This window comes from Acidobacteriota bacterium (assembly GCA_003225175.1).
Taxonomy (GTDB): Bacteria; Acidobacteriota; Terriglobia; order Terriglobales; family Acidobacteriaceae; genus Gp1-AA112.
Window position 1 is genome coordinate 86,537 of sequence record QIBA01000050.1, and the last position, 16,576, is coordinate 103,112.

General features: G+C 54.7%; 19 protein-coding genes and 1 pseudogene. 14 read left to right on the forward strand and 6 right to left on the reverse strand.

The window, feature by feature from the left end:
* The first annotated feature begins 70 nt into the window (after window positions 1-70).
* From DMG62_13955 to DMG62_13990, 8 genes are all read left to right on the forward strand, one after another.
* Window positions 71-337, forward strand: coding sequence for a hypothetical protein (locus DMG62_13955; protein PYY22376.1), 267 nt, complete (start codon window positions 71-73; stop codon window positions 335-337).
* 35 nt (window positions 338-372) lie between these two features.
* Window positions 373-564 carry a hypothetical protein gene (locus tag DMG62_13960; protein PYY22377.1) on the forward strand — a complete coding sequence of 64 codons (192 nt, stop codon included), beginning with the start codon at window positions 373-375 and terminating at the stop codon, window positions 562-564.
* 158 nt (window positions 565-722) lie between these two features.
* Complete coding sequence (locus tag DMG62_13965; GenBank protein ID PYY22378.1) at window positions 723-923, forward strand: cold-shock protein; 201 nt, start codon at window positions 723-725, stop codon at window positions 921-923.
* 70 nt (window positions 924-993) lie between these two features.
* Window positions 994-1,230 carry a hypothetical protein gene (locus tag DMG62_13970; protein PYY22379.1) on the forward strand — a complete coding sequence of 79 codons (237 nt, stop codon included), beginning with the start codon at window positions 994-996 and terminating at the stop codon, window positions 1,228-1,230.
* 14 nt (window positions 1,231-1,244) lie between these two features.
* Window positions 1,245-2,474, forward strand: coding sequence for an ATP-dependent helicase (locus DMG62_13975; GenBank protein ID PYY22380.1), 1,230 nt, complete (start codon window positions 1,245-1,247; stop codon window positions 2,472-2,474).
* Between the two features lie 157 nt (window positions 2,475-2,631).
* Entirely contained in the window at window positions 2,632-2,829 is a 198-nt protein-coding gene (locus DMG62_13980; GenBank protein ID PYY22381.1) for a hypothetical protein, read from the forward strand.
* A gap of 129 nt (window positions 2,830-2,958) precedes the next feature.
* Window positions 2,959-3,150 (forward strand): hypothetical protein, encoded by a 192-nt coding sequence (locus tag DMG62_13985; protein ID PYY22382.1) that lies wholly within the window; start codon window positions 2,959-2,961, stop codon window positions 3,148-3,150.
* The gene (locus DMG62_13990) at window positions 3,147-4,739 is read left to right on the forward strand and encodes a sodium:solute symporter (protein ID PYY22383.1); all 1,593 of its coding nucleotides are present in this window, start codon (window positions 3,147-3,149) and stop codon (window positions 4,737-4,739) included. Before DMG62_13985 ends, DMG62_13990 begins: the two co-directional genes overlap by 4 nt.
* Window positions 4,740-4,800: 61 nt before the next feature.
* On the opposite strand, the gene DMG62_13995 is transcribed toward DMG62_13990, so the two are convergent.
* From DMG62_13995 to DMG62_14020, 6 genes are all read right to left on the reverse strand, one after another.
* Window positions 4,801-5,847, reverse strand: coding sequence for a succinylglutamate desuccinylase (locus DMG62_13995; GenBank protein PYY22384.1), 1,047 nt, complete (start codon window positions 5,845-5,847; stop codon window positions 4,801-4,803).
* A 120-nt stretch (window positions 5,848-5,967) separates the two neighbouring features.
* Window positions 5,968-6,372: a hypothetical protein gene (locus DMG62_14000; protein PYY22385.1), complete on the reverse strand. Its 405-nt coding sequence runs from the start codon at window positions 6,370-6,372 to the stop codon at window positions 5,968-5,970.
* Window positions 6,373-6,560: 188 nt separating this feature from the next.
* Window positions 6,561-6,923, reverse strand: a complete 363-nt coding sequence (locus DMG62_14005) for a hypothetical protein (protein PYY22386.1) — start codon at window positions 6,921-6,923, stop codon at window positions 6,561-6,563.
* Window positions 6,924-7,228: 305 nt separating this feature from the next.
* Window positions 7,229-7,810 carry a hypothetical protein gene (locus DMG62_14010; protein PYY22387.1) on the reverse strand — a complete coding sequence of 194 codons (582 nt, stop codon included), beginning with the start codon at window positions 7,808-7,810 and terminating at the stop codon, window positions 7,229-7,231.
* 47 nt (window positions 7,811-7,857) lie between these two features.
* Window positions 7,858-8,337 carry a hypothetical protein gene (locus DMG62_14015; GenBank protein PYY22388.1) on the reverse strand — a complete coding sequence of 160 codons (480 nt, stop codon included), beginning with the start codon at window positions 8,335-8,337 and terminating at the stop codon, window positions 7,858-7,860.
* A 116-nt stretch (window positions 8,338-8,453) separates the two neighbouring features.
* Entirely contained in the window at window positions 8,454-9,467 is a 1,014-nt protein-coding gene (locus DMG62_14020; GenBank protein ID PYY22389.1) for a 3-dehydro-L-gulonate 2-dehydrogenase, read from the reverse strand.
* Window positions 9,468-9,599: 132 nt separating this feature from the next.
* Here DMG62_14020 and DMG62_14025 point away from each other — a divergent pair, with 132 nt between their 5' ends.
* From DMG62_14025 to DMG62_14050, 6 genes and pseudogenes are all read left to right on the forward strand, one after another.
* The gene (locus DMG62_14025; protein PYY22390.1) at window positions 9,600-10,088 is read left to right on the forward strand and encodes a hypothetical protein; all 489 of its coding nucleotides are present in this window, start codon (window positions 9,600-9,602) and stop codon (window positions 10,086-10,088) included.
* A 21-nt stretch (window positions 10,089-10,109) separates the two neighbouring features.
* Window positions 10,110-11,144 (forward strand): annotated as a pseudogene (locus tag DMG62_14030) (MBL fold metallo-hydrolase).
* Between the two features lie 1,282 nt (window positions 11,145-12,426).
* Complete coding sequence (locus tag DMG62_14035; protein PYY22391.1) at window positions 12,427-13,281, forward strand: IclR family transcriptional regulator; 855 nt, start codon at window positions 12,427-12,429, stop codon at window positions 13,279-13,281.
* A 336-nt stretch (window positions 13,282-13,617) separates the two neighbouring features.
* A complete protein-coding gene (locus DMG62_14040) occupies window positions 13,618-14,457 on the forward strand; it encodes a hypothetical protein (protein PYY22412.1) in 840 nt (279 codons plus the stop codon).
* Window position 14,458: 1 nt separating this feature from the next.
* Window positions 14,459-15,220: a 2-deoxy-D-gluconate 3-dehydrogenase gene (gene kduD / locus DMG62_14045; protein ID PYY22392.1), complete on the forward strand. Its 762-nt coding sequence runs from the start codon at window positions 14,459-14,461 to the stop codon at window positions 15,218-15,220.
* Window positions 15,221-15,247: 27 nt separating this feature from the next.
* Window positions 15,248-16,573 carry an MFS transporter gene (locus DMG62_14050; GenBank protein ID PYY22393.1) on the forward strand — a complete coding sequence of 442 codons (1,326 nt, stop codon included), beginning with the start codon at window positions 15,248-15,250 and terminating at the stop codon, window positions 16,571-16,573.
* The last annotated feature ends 3 nt before the right edge of the window (window positions 16,574-16,576 follow it).

Here is a 16,576-nt window from a genome sequence, read left to right on the forward strand (position 1 = left end):
ACATTGATTGCAAAGGGCTTATTCCATGGCAGCAGCCGTGCCCCTCTCCCCCGTAGAGATGAAAACTGCAATGACCAACAATGATGCAATTCGGATCTTGCAGCATGCCGCGTTCTACATCTTTTCGAGCCGCGTAGTTGGCGGTCCGGGCAGGAGGATGCGTGGAACAGTCGACCTCTGGCAAGCCATGGCAACGCTCGATCGATGCAGAAGAGAACTCCTCCAAATGCCGATCACAATGCGCGGCGCGCCATCGAAGGAAGGATTCAGGAAAGCCTCCTTTGGCAGCATGAAGCTCAGACAGAATGCGGTGATCGCTCCCACGGTCTGCAGCTAGTTGTTCAGCAAATTTTTTGTGAGGAGAGAGTTCCCATGTTTCATGTCGTAGCCTTGAATGATGATGTTTTAGCTCTGTATCGGACGCGTGCAAAGCGGTCCGAGGTGTTGCTTTATAAACGTAACGAAGGTGTCCTCAGCAAAGTGATGCTTCCGGAAAAGGGAGCGGCGCTCGAGCGGCGGATTGCGCGATCCTTCCAGAACATCGTCGCGATGTCCTTGCAATAGCAGTTTTTGGAAGGGATCAGCACCTGTGCTATACTAGTCTCACGTTCAATTCGACACGGACGTTTGAGCACGGTCCCGCCTGAAACGCAGTTCCTGCCAGTTGTAACTTCCGCATCAATTCAACGTAAATTCAGTTAACGAAAGAAGTGTATCTATCAATGGAACAAGGAACAGTGAAGTGGTTTAACGATGCCAAGGGTTTTGGTTTTATCCAGCGAGAGAGCGGTGAGGACGTTTTCGTTCATCACTCCGCCATCCAGGCCAACGGCTTCCGCAGTCTGGCCGAAGGCCAGCGCGTGGAGTTCAAAGTGACCAAGGGTCAGAAGGGTCTTCAAGCCGAAGAAGTTCGCGCCCTTTAATTCGCATCTCACCACATTTCAGGCCGGAGGGTCCTCCCTCCGGCGCACGTTGTGCCGCAAGGAGACGCTTATGCGTTCCGATCTTGTGTTTCGCGCCAACGACAAAGTTGCGAACCGCTTTGAGCTTTGTCATCTCGCCTCATCTTCTGCCCGAACCATGGTCCGAAGTTCAATTGGCATGCATCTAACAATTAACCAGGCTCTTGAAGCCATCAGCGGACAATCTTTGCCGGTAGCACCGGCAGCCGCAACGTCCATTGTCGAGGATGCCGGAGCCTCCGTGCCCGCCCTTGACCCTGTACTCTGAAGAAAGAAGACATATTGACTCCACAATTTTCTGAGCTCCCTATCTCGAAGTATGTTCAGGAGCAGCTCTCAACCAACAACTTCCATACCTCAACTCCCGTACAAAGCAGCGCGATCCCTGCCGCATTGACCGGCAAAGACCTACTCGCCACAGCTCAGACTGGAACGGGAAAGACGCTCGCATTCCTGATTCCGATAGCGGAACGCTTGCTCCAGACTCGCGGCGCAGGGATTCATGCGCTGGTATTAGTCCCAACTCGGGAACTGGCAATTCAGGTGGAACAACAGTTCGATCAACTGCGCGGCCGAAAGCTGCGCAAGGGGGCTCTGGTGATTGGCGGCGCCTCCGAACGTCAGCAGATCGCAGCACTCAAAACTGCGCAGTTCGTAATTGCCACGCCCGGTAGGCTCGAGGATTTCCTCCGCCGCCGGCTGGTAAAGCTCGGCGATGTCCAAGTGCTGGTGCTCGACGAAGCCGATCGCATGCTCGACATGGGCTTTTTGCCCGCGATCCGACGGATTGCAGAAACACTGCCGAAGACTCGGCAAACACTGTGTTTCTCGGCGACGCTTGATCCGGCGGTTGCGCACATCGTCGGAGACTTCGTGCAGAATCCGCTGCGCATCGCATTTGGTTCCACCTCGAAACCTGCCGCGAGCGTGAAGCTGCAGGCCTTCGAAGTTGCGTCCAACCAGCGGCTAGCTCTCTTGCAGCGGCTGCTGAGCGAGGAGGATGGGCGTTGCCTGGTCTTCGTGCGCACGAAGCGTGGAGCCGACCGGCTCACGCGTCAGCTCCGCAAAGCAGGTCTTGCGGCCGGGATGCTGCATGGTGACCGATCGCAGTCGCAGCGCAATGCCGCGTTGGCGGATTTCCAGAATGGGGCGGTTCCGATTCTTGTCGCGACCGATGTAGCTTCACGGGGGATTCACGTGGACGCGGTCGCACACGTAATCAATTACGAATTGCCGCAGCTTGCAGAGGATTTGATCCACCGTGTCGGCCGCACCGGTCGTATCGGCGCCACCGGGACTGCCTCGGTGTTTGTGGCTCATCAGGACCGCTCTGATTTCCGCGCCATCGAGCGCACGCTGGGACTCAAAATTGAGCGGGTGCGCGTCGACGGAGAACTTGCCGCCGAGGAGCGTTCAGGACCTGTAGTAGTACAGGGAACGCCTGCCGTCATGCCAGGATCAAAGATGGTGAGACTGCCGGGCGAAGTACTGCAACGTTACGCAGCAGGCTAGAATGAATCGGGGGCTGAATTGAAGAGCTGCGGCCGCCTTCGGCTGCGTGGCGCCTCTCAGCCTAAAACCGCGGGATCATTGGGCGCTGTTTAGATCCTGATTCCGCGGGGTAGCGCGTCGATTCGTTTTTACATTCATTTGATTGGAGGACTATTCCATGGCCGTAAGCCAGACATTCAAAAAGCGCGAAAGAGAACGTGCCAGGCGCGAGAGACAGATAGAGAAAGCGAAGAAGAAGGCCGATCGCAAGCTGGAACCCAATTCGACCGCGACTGCCGGTGCGGCCGCGCCCAATCCTGCCGACCTCTTCGATGAGAACGGCGAGCCTCGCGAACTCGACTTCCACGATTTCTGATCGCGATTCAGCAAAACTTTGACGCCGGGAACCCGTTAATTCCCGGCTTTTTTCTGCCCAGGCGAATTCAATCCTCGCTGTAATACCTCTCCACAAAAATCAGAATTGCCAGTATCTTTGGCAGTGCCGATGGCTCGCCAAACAAATCGGAAGTGGCTCCTGCTGCTCGCGATTCCTTTTATCGCGCTGCTGTGTACCCCGCTGTATTCGCGCACGACTCCGGTTATCTGGGGCTTTCCCTTCTTCTACTGGTATCAGTTTCTCTGGATCCCGCTCAGCGCCGCTATCACATTTCTCGTCTACCGGAAGAGCGGCCGATGAAAGCGACTCTGGACTGGACCGCTGTTTCGGTCTTCATATTTTTTCTCATCATCATCAGCGCGGTCGCATTTATGGCGACCCGCTGGAAACGAGGTGATCTCAATCTACTTGAAGAATGGGGCCTCGCCGGGCGCAGGTTCGGAACCATCATTACCTGGTTCCTGCTGGGCGGCGATCTCTTCACCGCGTACACGATCATCGCGGTCCCAGCTTTGGTCTATGGCACAGGCGCACCCGGATTCTTCGCGCTGCCGTACAGCACCGTGTCATTTGCCTTCGCGTATCTCACGATGCCTCGTCTTTGGGCCGTCTGCAGGAAGCATCACTACGTCACTGCGGCTGACTTCGTGCGTGGAAGATATGGTGATCACTGGCTCGCTTTGGCGATCGCGGTCACCGGAATTCTCGCAACCGTTCCGTACATCGCCCTGCAGTTGATTGGAATCCAGGTCTCGGTTGGTGCCTTAGGCTTGAGTGGGAACGGCTGGATGGGACAACTGCCGCTTGTAATCGCCTTTGCGCTGCTTCTTGGTTACACCTACACGGGAGGGCTGCGCGCTCCGGCGAGTATCGCGTTCATCAAGGACGTGATGATCTACATTGTCGTTCTGGCCGCGATTATCTGGCTCCCGCTAAGACTGGGCGGATACGAAAATATCTTCCACTCCGCCGCCGCGGCGCTTGGAAACCGGCCCAATCCCGCGTCGCTCGTGCTGCGGCCGGGGCAGTACCTGCCGTTCTCGACGCTGGTTCTCGGATCGTCATTGGCCTTGTTCCTATATCCACACAGCATCACGGCCGTGCTCAGCTCGTCGAGCGCAGCGGTCATCAAAAGAAATTCGGCTCTGATGCCGGCCTATAGTCTCTTATTGGGAATGCTGGCTCTGCTCGGCTACGGAGCACTGGCTGCGGGAGTTTCGGTTAGCTCATCGAGCTACGTGGTTCCAGCACTGTTCGTGAAGATTTTTCCTTCGTGGTTCGCAGGATTCTCCTTTGCTGCGATTGCGGTGGGAGCTCTGGTCCCCGCAGCCATCATGTCAATCGCTGCGGCCAGTCTGTTCACGCGCAACATTTGCCGCGAATATCTGTGGCGCGATCTCTCCCAACGCGAAGAAACGCGGCTGGCAAAGCTGCTCTCGCTTCTGCTCAGCGTAGCCGGTCTTCTGTTTGTACTTTTCCTTCCAACCCAATATGCGATCAATCTGCAATTGCTCGGCGGGATCTGGATCGTGCAAACACTTCCTACGGTGATCTTCGGATTGTTCACACGCTGGTTCATTTCAGGAGCGCTGCTGGCTGGATGGGCAGCAGGCATGGTCGCCGGAACGGCAATGGTGATCTCCCAGAAACTCACGGCTGTATTTCCCTTGCATCTTGCAGGTGTGACCCTCTCCTCCTACGCCGCCGTAAATGCGTTGGCGCTGAATCTGGCGATCGCTGCTGCGTTCACTGTTTTGCTGAATTTCCTTGGCGGCAAATCAGGCCGAGACGAAACGTCTCTGTCCGATTACGACGACAGTGACCGAAGCATCGACCTCTTGTCACAACCTTTGATCAAGGAGTATCCGTCCTCACAGCTTTCAAAGTAATCAGCCGATTTTCGGAAGACTCCCAGCCATCAGCACCGCTAGGAACTGCCCATTCGCTCGATCATGGCTCTGTTGTTATTTGGCCGATATTCGCGACGTTATCGTCTTTCTTCATCGAGGGCACAGAGCAGATGTAGAGAACCACACCTGATGTGGGCGCCCGCACTTCCCATACTGTTTTGCCGAAATAGTCGGTCACGTAGCCGATCTTCATTCCTTCAGCTACGTAGGTGCCGCGCCTCACAAGTGGATAAAAGAAGCCTGCGTTCGGGCTGGTGACACTGGAGACTCTTCCAATCCAGACGGGCCTCTCGACGGGCGTCGCCTCGCCCGCGAGCATTCTCAGATTTCGCATCACGTTGTAACAGCCATCGACGAGCTTCTGCACGTCTTCGGGTTCTGTAGTCCCCGAGTAGCCGGCTTCAACAGCAATCGCAGGTTTGCCACGAGTGCTGGCCGTGCTGTCAAGATAGCGCGATGCATGGGGGTCTTTCGGCCGATCGGTTACTACGATGATGTGATCAAGGCCGAAGGCGAGCACCATTCCGCGCGAAGCTGCGTCGAGCTTCTCGTTTCCTGTTTTGGACCAATAGGAATATGGACGCAGACTCTCGTCGAGGTCTCCGCCATGCAGGTCAATCAGGTAGTCGCATTTTTCGACTACCTCCTCAGTGATCAGCCAGGATGCGCGTTCGGTTTGCGTGCCGTTCGGATTGCCAGGATAAAAGCGGTTCATGCTCTTGCCGTCAATGGGATTTACGTGAGGCACTTTCTTCTCGAAGGATCCAAGATTCACGAGCGGAACGATGATCAGCTTTCCTGAAAGTTGCGTGGGATCGATGGTCTGGATAACCTTCTCCAGCGCGATGATGGATGCGTACTCTGTGCCGTGCGCTCCGGAGACAAGCGCCAAAATGGGACCCGGCTTGCTTCCATTTACTACGATTACAGGAATGCTCGTGGCAGCATCCGATCCGGCCGGCACTTCAAGATAGCCGGTCGCCTTTTGACCAGAGTCCGCGCTCGCGGTCCCAACTGAAAAGGTCGCTGCGCGAACCGGTAAAGCACAGATGAGAATCAGAACAACTCTGAGCAGGGCAGTTTGCATGCGGCATAGCTTACAGAAGATAAAAGACAGAGAACAGGGGACAGAGAACAGGGGAGGCAAATAAAGAACAGAAGGCGGCGCCGGCCTCTTGCTTATTTCCGTCGGTATATAAAGAAAAAACTACGGAAGAGCCGCTAGTAATTCGGGAATAGGAGCATTATCGCTGAAAGTCTTATTGATGTGGGTGTAGTGATCAACATTGCCGGGCCCGAAGACGAAGCTGCCTCCGAGTTGAAAAGGATTTTTTCCAAAACGGTGCTGACGATATCCAGCTTCTCTTGCACGTTTGCGGGCAATCGCGTTGTCCTTACGAAGTAGATGCAATACTGACGCTCGCTGTAGCTGAGCTGCGTCGTAGGCTTCATGCCGCTCGTCGACTAGTAACGGAAAGGTGATGGCGGTTTCCTCCCGAAAAAGACGGGCATAGTTCATATCGCCGAGGCCGATCGATGCCAGGCGTGCTCCCCTTGAGACGAATGCCTGCTGATTTGCGCTCAACTGCGCAATGTGCTCACGGCAGAAAATTCAGCCATAGTGGCGCAGGAAGACAATCACTGCCGGATTGTCGACCCACAGGGTGCTTAACTTTACCTGCAGGCCGTCACTATCCGGCAGCACAATTTCGGCAAGCCTGGCGCTGAAAGACACCCGCGAATTCTCAAACGACGAATGCGAGCTGTCAAGTCGCCCGGCTGCGAACCTTTACCATGAATTCATGCGGCTTGCCCGCAAGCTTGCATCGCGTCGAACTCAGACGAATAAATTTCAAACACGGTGTTCAGTTTCGTAATTCGAAGCAGATCGCGAACAACCTCCGAGGCTCCGCCAATCAACAACAGGCAGCCGAGGGAACGCGCTTTCTCCACACAGGCAACCAGGGTCCCCAATCCGCGTGCATCAATCTGCTGAATGGCCGTGAGACTCAACACGCAAATCGAAAATTGCGAGAGCATACTATCGACACATTCCTTTAATACTTGAGACTCTTTTCCGAACTTCAATTTTCCGCGGCAACGGATGAGTGCGATTCCCTGTTCTGCAAGGATTTCCAGGTTCAATTGCAATGAATCCTCCATGAGACAGCTACTCCTATCGATTGAATCGGCCTAATTAGTGAGACGGAAGTGGAACGAAAATGTTCCCTAAATCTTGTAGGAATTATTTTGCGTAGAGGTTTGGTTCGTGGTGCGTGCCGGACGATTGCGGAGTGTGACCAGAGGTGATCATCAAGAACACTCTACCGATCCTTCTACATACGTTCAAGTGAATTTGTCGGTTGCATGCGGACCGCCTCTTATCCCGGGAAAATAGCGCTTGGTTCCAATTTGGGATAAAGCACTAATGATACCGCAAGCTGACTTTCCAGCTCACGCAGACCAAGTCAATGACCGTACTGCGTCGTGTAGTGGAGCTTGATGACGCCGCAAGTGCCTTGCTGATCTGAGTAGACCACACAAGTATCAAAAGGACGTGAATAAATGTGCAAGCTCACGGCACGCTGCTTTAGTTCGGCCGGATTGTAGACTCGATGAACAGGTTCTTTCGGATCGACGGCGACGGGATTGCTCTGATTCATTTCCAAAGTGTCAGTGGGCTCGATCCTGCATGTGCCGGCGTCAATATCCTGTGCAAGCACTCGATAGTTTTGAACCCTCAAAGCGCCGATCGGCGCTGCCATCCAACAATTCTGATCACGATGATTATGAATCGAACTCCCCTGCCCAACTTCCCAGCAGATCGCGACTAATTCATAGAGACTGCTCTTGTCGATGAGGTTTCGAGTGTAGTGCTGCCAGTCCCAGGCGAGATATGGGGAAAGTGTCTTGGGGTCAACTGGATGCTCGCGCAAAAAGGACTGCACGACATGGACGTGCTCAAAACTTGAAGGATCGAATTTCCGGAGTTCGGAAGTGAAGTTCTGTATCGACAACAGATTGTGCGCACGCGGGCTGGCGATGGACATAGTTCTCACTATTATCCGCCAATTTCCTGATCCAGTCGCTTCCGTCGTCAGCGATGGACCGTGCTGAACTCCGCCAATTCCTGAGCACTCGAAAATATGTGAAAGAGATCGTACAAGCAGGTGGTTCGCAGCACACTTTCGACCTTACGCGATGGGGAAACCAGCTTCAGGTCACCGCCGCGCGTTCGGGCAGAGGTCAAATGGGAGGCAAGCCTCCCGATCCCGGTGCTGTCGATGTGGTTGATGCCGCTTAGATCGAGGGCAAAAGTCGGACGTCCTCGCTGCATCATCTCCAGGCATTTGGAAGAAAAGTAGGTGACGGTATCACCGATCGTGATACGCCCCGAACAGCGCAGAATAGGAATCGATTGAACCTGATAGTCCACGATCATGTCGAGCTTGCGGCGATCAAGACCGCTGCGGCGATCAGCCACACGATGCTCCGGGCCACTATAAGCAGGTCTCAAACGACGGTCGCGTGCTGCGCGCCTTTGCCCTTTTCGGCGTTGCTGCTTTCTTCGCTCCATTCAGTCGTCCCAAAAGTGACCGCAACTATATTTGTCGCACGTTCGCAGGAGTTATAGCAAAGATTCTTCGATAGCACTGACCGACGGACCAGAGTGGCACAACCCTGCCATTCTTCCTAAAGCCGCTGAATGTCGCTCCAGATGTTGGGATTCACAGGTATGCCCTGCGCAAGATTCTCGCCGCGCGTCTTCAGCACCTGTTCGCCTGGATAGCGCACGGGCTCTCCCTTGTTCTTCGCCCGATGCAGATCCTCGACGATGGCATCTGCTATTTCATTTACTTTTTCCGCTGAACCAATCGAAGCAGGATCAATGGCGATGAACACTTGGGAGAGGCGCGTTTCCTGTTCCGGGTCGCCTGGGATCTCGTGTGTAGCCTTGCCTCCAGAAAGCGAGCTGGCGAGCAGGTCGAGCATCAACGCGAGTCCCGATCCTTTCCAGTAGCCGATCGGCAATGGTCTGTAGGATTTTTCGATCGCTGCGGGATCGCTGGTCAACTCGCCCTCCACAGTGAAACCGCCCGGCACTGGCAACCTCTCTCCCTTAAGCCGATACGATTCGATCGCTCCATAAGAAAATTGCGACATAGCCATGTCGAGGACGATGTGACCTTCCCTGCGCGGAACTGCAATGATCACCGGATTGTTGCCCAGTCGAGGGTCGCTAGCACCCCAGGGCGGCAGATTAGGCATCGTATTCGTCCAGCAGATGCCGATTACGCCCGCATCTGCAGCCTGCCATCCGTAATTCCCACCGCGCATCCAGTGATTGGTATTCGCAAGGGCCACGCAGCCGATGCCATGGGTACGACTCAGCGTGATTGCACGATCCATGCACTGCTGCGCGTTCAACATGCCCGGACCCAAACGTCCGTCCCACCGCTCGAGCGCTCCAAATGGTGACATCAGTACTGGTGTGGCTTGCGGATCCACGATTCCGCTGCGCAGTGCGCGTAGGAATCGCAGAAAACGATTCACGCCGTGGGAATACACTCCGTCGCGACTCGCATCGGCAAACAGGCCGGCAGCGCGACGGGCGCGATCCCCGGTGAATCCCACCTTCATTAAGATGCGGGCGAGCACATCGATAAGTTCGTGGTAGGGGACGCGAATCTCCGCTGATTGGACCATGAGTGCCTATCTCGTATTGCGGGATTTCTACAGCTTTGTTGAAGATTTTATTTGGAAGATTCCGTACACTCTCTTGCTGTTTGGAATCAATTCGTCATTTTGTGCTGTGAAATCCTCAGGAGAGTCAGATCAATGCATATGAGCGTGTCTCACGTAAGCGGAATTTTGGCGTTGCTGACAGCCGGCGTTATGGCCCTCGCTCAAGGCGCCAGCTCGGAAAAGCCTAGCGCGACGGTTCAGCCCTCTGCCAGTGGAAATGTGAAGTACTTCTCCAAAGACGATGTTTCGGCATCGTTTGCCAAAGGCGGCACGCTCGCCACGGAAAACAATTACAGAGTGATGACTGCTCACCGCACAGAATCCGGAAACGTTGAGATACATCGCAGTTATACCGACGTCTTCTACATTGTGCAGGGCAGCACGAATTTGGTTACTGGTGGAAGGGTGATCGGCGAAAAAGCGACGAATCCTGACGAACCACGCGGCGACTCGATTGAGGGAGGCGAAACACGGCGGCTCTCCGCTGGAGATGTGGCTGTGATTCCTGCAGGCATTCCGCATTGGATGAAAGATGTGGAGGGTACGCTGTTGTATTTCGTAGTGAAGGTGAAAAATCCTTAGCAGGTTCACACATCACTTCTTATGGGCAAAAAAATGCGAGTTCACAGCCAGGCAAGACTGCCACTTCTGCTTGTTCTACTTTTCTTGTCATACCTTGCCGCACAGACGCCAGGCAAGGCGCTTCAAATCTACTCACTCGACGTTGAAGGCGGCCAAGCGACGCTGCTCGTGAGTCCCTCAGGTCAATCCATGTTGGTCGATACCGGTTGGCCGGGATTCGAAGGCAGGGACGCCGATCGCATCATTGCGGCGACAAAGCTGGCTGGAGTCCAGCAGATCGATTACCTAGTGATCACGCACTACCATCGCGATCATGTCGGAGGTGTCTCTCAGCTCGCAGATCGAATCAAGATCGCAAACTTCATTGACCATGGCGACAACATGGAGGATGCCGATCAAACGCGGACTGGATATAACGAGTATCTCGCTGTAATTTCGAAAATGCACGGTAAGCGCTTGACTGTAAAGCCTAGTGATCGGATTCCTATGTCCGGAATCGATGTCCAGGTGCTTACTGCGGCGCGGCAGCACATCAATCATCCTCTGCCAGGCGGTGGACAATCAAACTCGTTCTGCGCCTCTGAGCCTGCGCCCCCTGAAGATCCAACCGAGAATTCGGCTTCTCTCGGCGTGCTCGTCACTTATGGCAAGTTCCGATTCCTGGATCTGGGTGACCTCACTAAGAAGGCGGAAATCGCCATGGTTTGCCCAAATAATCCCATCGGAAGAGTCGATGTCTTTCTCGTGAGCCATCATGGCCTCGATCAATCGAACTCGAAGGCGCTGGTGCGAGCCATCCATCCGCGCGTGGCCATCATGAATAACGGTCCTCACAAGGGCGGCAGCCCTCAGGCATGGCAAACAGTGCACGAAACCCCCGGGGTTGAAGATCTTTGGCAGCTTCACTATGCGATGGATTCCGACAAAGCTCACAACAGCGCAGAGAATCTGATTGCGAACGTGAACGACTCCGAAGCAAACTACTTCAAGCTGGTGGCGCAAGCTGACGGATCGTTTACGATCCAGAATTCGCGCAACAATTTCGAAAAGAGTTATGCGCCGCTGAAGAGAAATCCAACTGATTTCAGCAGACTGCCCGCGCCGGCAGATTTCGACTATTCAGTCGCAGCTATCAAGACCATCACAGGTCCCTATCAGAATCCAGCGGACTTTGGCCCATGGTCGTACCAACGCGGACTCTTTCTCTACGGCGAATACCTCGTCTACAAGCGCACTGGGAATCCTGCGTATCTCGATTTCATCAAGGGCTGGGTCGACTCGTACATCGACGCCGACGGCAAACTGAAGCACGGACTCGACAACCTGGATTCTATGATGGCAGGAAATCTGTTCGTGATTCTTTACCGCGAAACCAAAGACGATCGCTATAAACGGGCTGCGACCCAAATTCGTGAGCGCTTCGATACGTATCCACGCACCAAAGAAGGCGCATTCTGGCATGGAAGCACTCGGCAATGGCAGACATGGCTCGACGGAATTTTTATGTCCATGCCGCTGCTGGTTCGTTATGGGCAAACTTTTAACGACAGCCAGTACGCTGACGACGAGGCTACCAAGCAGATTCTGCTCTACGCGAAACATCAGAATGATCCCAAAACGGGACTGATGTTCCACGCCTATGACGAAAGCGGCCAGCAGCCCTGGGCAGATCCTGTAACCCATCATTCTCCCGAATTCTGGGCGAGAGCCATGGGTTGGTACGGTGTGGCAACGGTAGACATCCTTGACATGCTGCCGAATGACCATCCGCAGCGCCCCGCACTCATTGCGCAGCTCCAACAACTGGTGAAAGCGTATGCGAAGTATCAGGACGCGCAGACCGGTCTCTGGTTTGAAGTCGTCAACCGCGGAGACGTGCCCGACAATTGGCTCGAGACTTCCAGTTCAGCGATGTACACGTACACGATCTCGCGCGCGGTGGAGCGCGGATACGTCAGCAAGGATTATGAGAAATTCGCGCAGAAGGGGTATCGCGGCGTGCTGGCAAGCATCACGCGAAATCCGGATACAACGATCGAGATGCCAAACATCTGTGAAGGAACTAATGTCGGAGATCTCGATTTTTATTTGGGCAGAGCGCGCAAAACAAACGATCTTCACGGGATGGGCGCTTTCCTGATCATGAACGAACAATTGCGCAAGAGCGCAGGGCCAAGCGGAGTGGTTGCGGCTCGCAAGTGAAGAGCATCTTGTCTATAACTGAAAAGGCGCCCGGCGGCTCGTTTTCAGCAACAAAATACAGCAAGTTTCGGCTTGACTGCAATTCTTCCTCCCATATGGCTTGACTGCAGTTCTTCCTCCCATATAATGAGTCGCCGTGTCACATACTAAGACAAAGCGGGATTCCCGATCTCCTTACCAAATCCAGGTAGTGGACCGGGCGTTGGCCTTGCTGGAGGTTCTCTCCCATCAGGGACCGGATCTCACGCTCATGCAAATTTCCGAGATGTTGAAGTTGCACAAGAGCACGGCACACCGCCTGATCATGGTGCTCGAGCGCCATCGCCTCATCGAAAAAAATTCAAACACCGGCAAGTATCGGCTCGGCCTGAAGCTCTTTGAGCTTGGTACCAAGGCTATTGGCCAACTCGATCTGCGCGAGCGCGCGCGTCCATATCTTGAACGCGCGGTTCTCGACACCGGCGAGACAGTCCACCTTTGTGTTTACGATGATGGCGAGGTCGTGTACCTCGACAAGGTGGAACCCGCGCGCAGCGTGCGCTTGGCGTCGAGCGTTGGAAGGCGAAATCCGGCTTATTGCACCTCGGTTGGCAAGGCAATGATGGCGTTTCTGCCGGAGGCACAGGTTGAAATCGCCGCCCAGAAGCACGGCTTTCGCCAGCTCACGCGTAAGACCCTTAGCAACATGCTCGAGCTGCGTGCTGAGTTGGCAAAGGTTCGCAAACTGGGATATGCAGTCGACAATGAAGAGAACGAAGAGGGCGTTTGCTGTGTCGGCTGCCCGGTGTGGGGATTCGGGCAGCATCCGATAGCAGCAATCAGCGTTTCAGGTCCGACATTTCGCATGACAGCCGAGAAGATTCCCATGGTGGCACAATCGATTGTCAATGTAGCCCACGCGCTGTCGAGAGAATTAGGAATGCGGACAATTCCAGCGGCAATTGCTGGAAGTATGAGCCAGGTAGTCCAGGCTCAAGAAATTAGGGCTTAAGTTGGGCAGAACTCGGCGAGAGCCGAGTTTTTGTGTGCCCATTTATTAAGGCGATACGACGTACTGCAATGCGGTACATGGAAAATAAGTCTGATTCAAATGCGTTCGTGCGGTTCAAAACACCAGCAGGGCACAATCCCGCCAATGGAAAGCCTGTTGAACGGAAGTTCACCATGCACGGCCTTTGACGACTCGGTAGCGGTTTCCATTCATCTAACCGGATAATGGAGGCCGGAAACGAACGGGCTATATAGCGTGAACTCGCACTCGCGCGGTACGGCTCGTTCGCAATCTCTATTCGCGGCAGCTCTTCACGCCGTCAGCGGAGCAGGAATCATGAGCACTCAGCCCCAGATCTTTGATGAGCCGGTCACTCGTGAGGGCAATGTCTTTCGCAGGACCAATGCGCACAAAGGCCGCAAAGTCTTCATTACTCCGGCGAATAGCACGATGAAGCATCTGTGCTACGCGCGAATCATCCTGGACAAGAGCACCCCGAAAGTGCAGTTTGACAATGGGAAGCAGGAAACTGCGTTCATTTGTCTGTCGGGAGAAGTTCACGTCACAGTTGGTTCGGAACGGTTCAGTTTAGGGGAACGGGATTCCGTATACATTCCGCGCGGCTCAGCTATTAGTCTTGAAACTCAGAGCTCGGCGGACATTGCGGAATTCTCAGCGGAGGTGGACCAGAAGTATCCACTTCACATCGTGCGCTATTCCGATGTGAAAAACGACAAATCGCTCCATTTCACGGCAGGCGGAGCGGCCACCACTCGCGATCTCAATATTCTGATCGGAAAGAATGTCCAGGCGGGGCGTCTCCTCGCAGGTCTTACCATTTCGGAACCGGGTAACTGGACGAGCTGGCCTCCGCATGAGCACGCCGCAATGCTGGAGGAAATGTACGTATACACACACATGCCTCCGCCGGGATTCGGCATTCAGTTTGTTTATACCGACACGAAAGAGCCGGAGTTAGCCACGATCGTGCGCGATGGCGACGCGGTCTTGATGCCGCGCGGCTATCATCCCAACGTGGCCGCGCCTGGACATCGCATTGGGTTCCTGTGGGCGATGGCTGCGCACCGGGAGAAGGAAGATCGGCAATTTGGCGTCGTGAACGTACAGCCGGAGTTCAGTCAGTCGGGTTCAGGGCTCGAGGCGAGCAGAAAGTAAATTGATCCTCGAACAATTTAGACTTGACGGCAAAACGGCACTAATCACTGGGGCATCAGCCGGGCTCGGTGCAGCAATGGCAATCGCGCTTGCGGAAGCCGGAGCCGACGTCGTTTGTCACGGCAATTCCCGTTCTCCGCAGGCAACCTGTAAGACGATCGAGAGGCTCGGGCGGCGGGCAACAGGAATTCAAGCTGATTTGGCGCAGGCGGGAGCGGCAGAGACTCTGTTTGAGAAGGCGCAGCAACTTGCGCCAGTAGACATCGTTGTCAATAATGCCGGGACCATTCGCCGTGCTAACGCGGTGGACTACAGCGATGCGGATTGGACGACTGTCCTCCAAGTGAATCTGAATTCGCTCTGGAAACTATGCCAGACTGCGGGCAAATCATTCATTGCGAGGCGGTCTGGCGGAAAGATCGTGAACATCGCCTCGCTGCTGGCTTTTCAGGGAGGCATCACAGTACCGGCTTACGCTGCCTCAAAAGGAGCCGTGGCGCAGTTAACGAAAGCTTTGGCCAATGAATGGGCATCGCAGGGAATAAACGTGAATGCCGTCGCGCCTGGTTACATGCGTACGGATAATACGGCTGCTCTACAGAGAGATGGGACACGCAATCGCCAGATTCTCGAGCGAATTCCGGCGCAGCGATGGGGAGAGCCGGCTGATATCTGTGGAGCTGCCGTATTCCTTGCATCTCGAGCAAGTGATTACGTTCACGGTCACGTTCTGGTTGTTGATGGTGGTTGGATGGGCAGGTGAAAGCGGCAACACATAAAGGAGCGCGAGTTGCATCAGACGAAGGTTGATCAGTCAGCGTACGCGCCGCCATCGGTTGGGGCCGCCGTTCAAGCCAGTGCTGGCGGGAATTATCGCTGGGGTATCTGCGCTCTGCTGTTCTTTGCGACCACCATCAACTATATGGATCGACAGGTACTCGGCCTGCTCGCGCCGGACCTGCAGAAAATTTTTCGTTGGAATGAGATCCAGTACGGCTATATCGTCACCACGTTTCAAACCACGTACGCGCTGGGACTGCTCCTCATGGGCCGGTTTATGGACCGACTGGGGACGCGCCTGGGGTATGCAATTTCCATCTGCATCTGGAGCCTCGCGGCTATGGGGCATGCATTAGCGAATTCCGCATTTGGATTCGCTGTTGCTCGTGGATTTTTGGGCTTGGGCGAATCCGGTAACTTTCCGGCTGCGATAAAAACCGTTACTGAGTGGTTCCCAAAAAAGGAACGAGCGCTCGCGACCGGCATCTTCAACTCTGGGACCAATGTAGGAGCCATCGTTGCGCCGCTTACGGTTCCGTGGATTGCAGTGAACCTTGGTTGGCGTTGGGCTTTTCTGTTCACCGGATTTTTTAGCGCAACCTGGCTGCTTCTGTGGCTTGTGCTTTACCGGCGTCCGCAGGAGCACTCGCGAATCTCCGCTAGTGAGCTCCAATACATCCTGAGTGAACCAGTCGAACCGACCACGCAGATTGCTTGGGCGCACTTGTTGCGGCACCGTCAGACATGGGCATTCGCGATTGGTAAGTTCATGACGGACCCAATCTGGTGGTTTTATCTGTTCTGGCTGGCAAAGTTCTTCGCCTCAGCTCATGGCCTGACTTTGACCAAACTCGGCCCGCCGATAGTAGTCATTTATCTTGCGGCTGATGTTGGCAGTATTTCTGGAGGCTGGCTTTCATCCAGCCTCCTCAAGCGAGGCTGGAGCGCGAACAGAGCGCGTAAGACCGCCATGCTGATTTGCGCGTTGTGTGTGGTCCCAGTAGTGTTCATTCCCCACTTAACTGGTTTGTGGCCCCAGGTTGCGCTGTTCAGTTTGGCAACGGCCGCGCATCAGGGATGGTCGGCCAACATATTCACCACGGCGTCCGACATGTTTCCGCGCCGTGCCATCGGTTCAGTGGTTGGCATTGGAGGTTTTGGAGGTGCTGTAGGGGGAATGTGCATTGCCAGCTTCACTGGTTATCACCTTCAATACACACACAGCTATTCACTACTTATGCTTATTGCGGGTTCTGCATATTTGTCTGCACTGCTCGTTATCCACCTGCTGGTCCCGGGACTGGAGCCAGCGGTTATTGAAGCTGAGGCCAAATAGAAA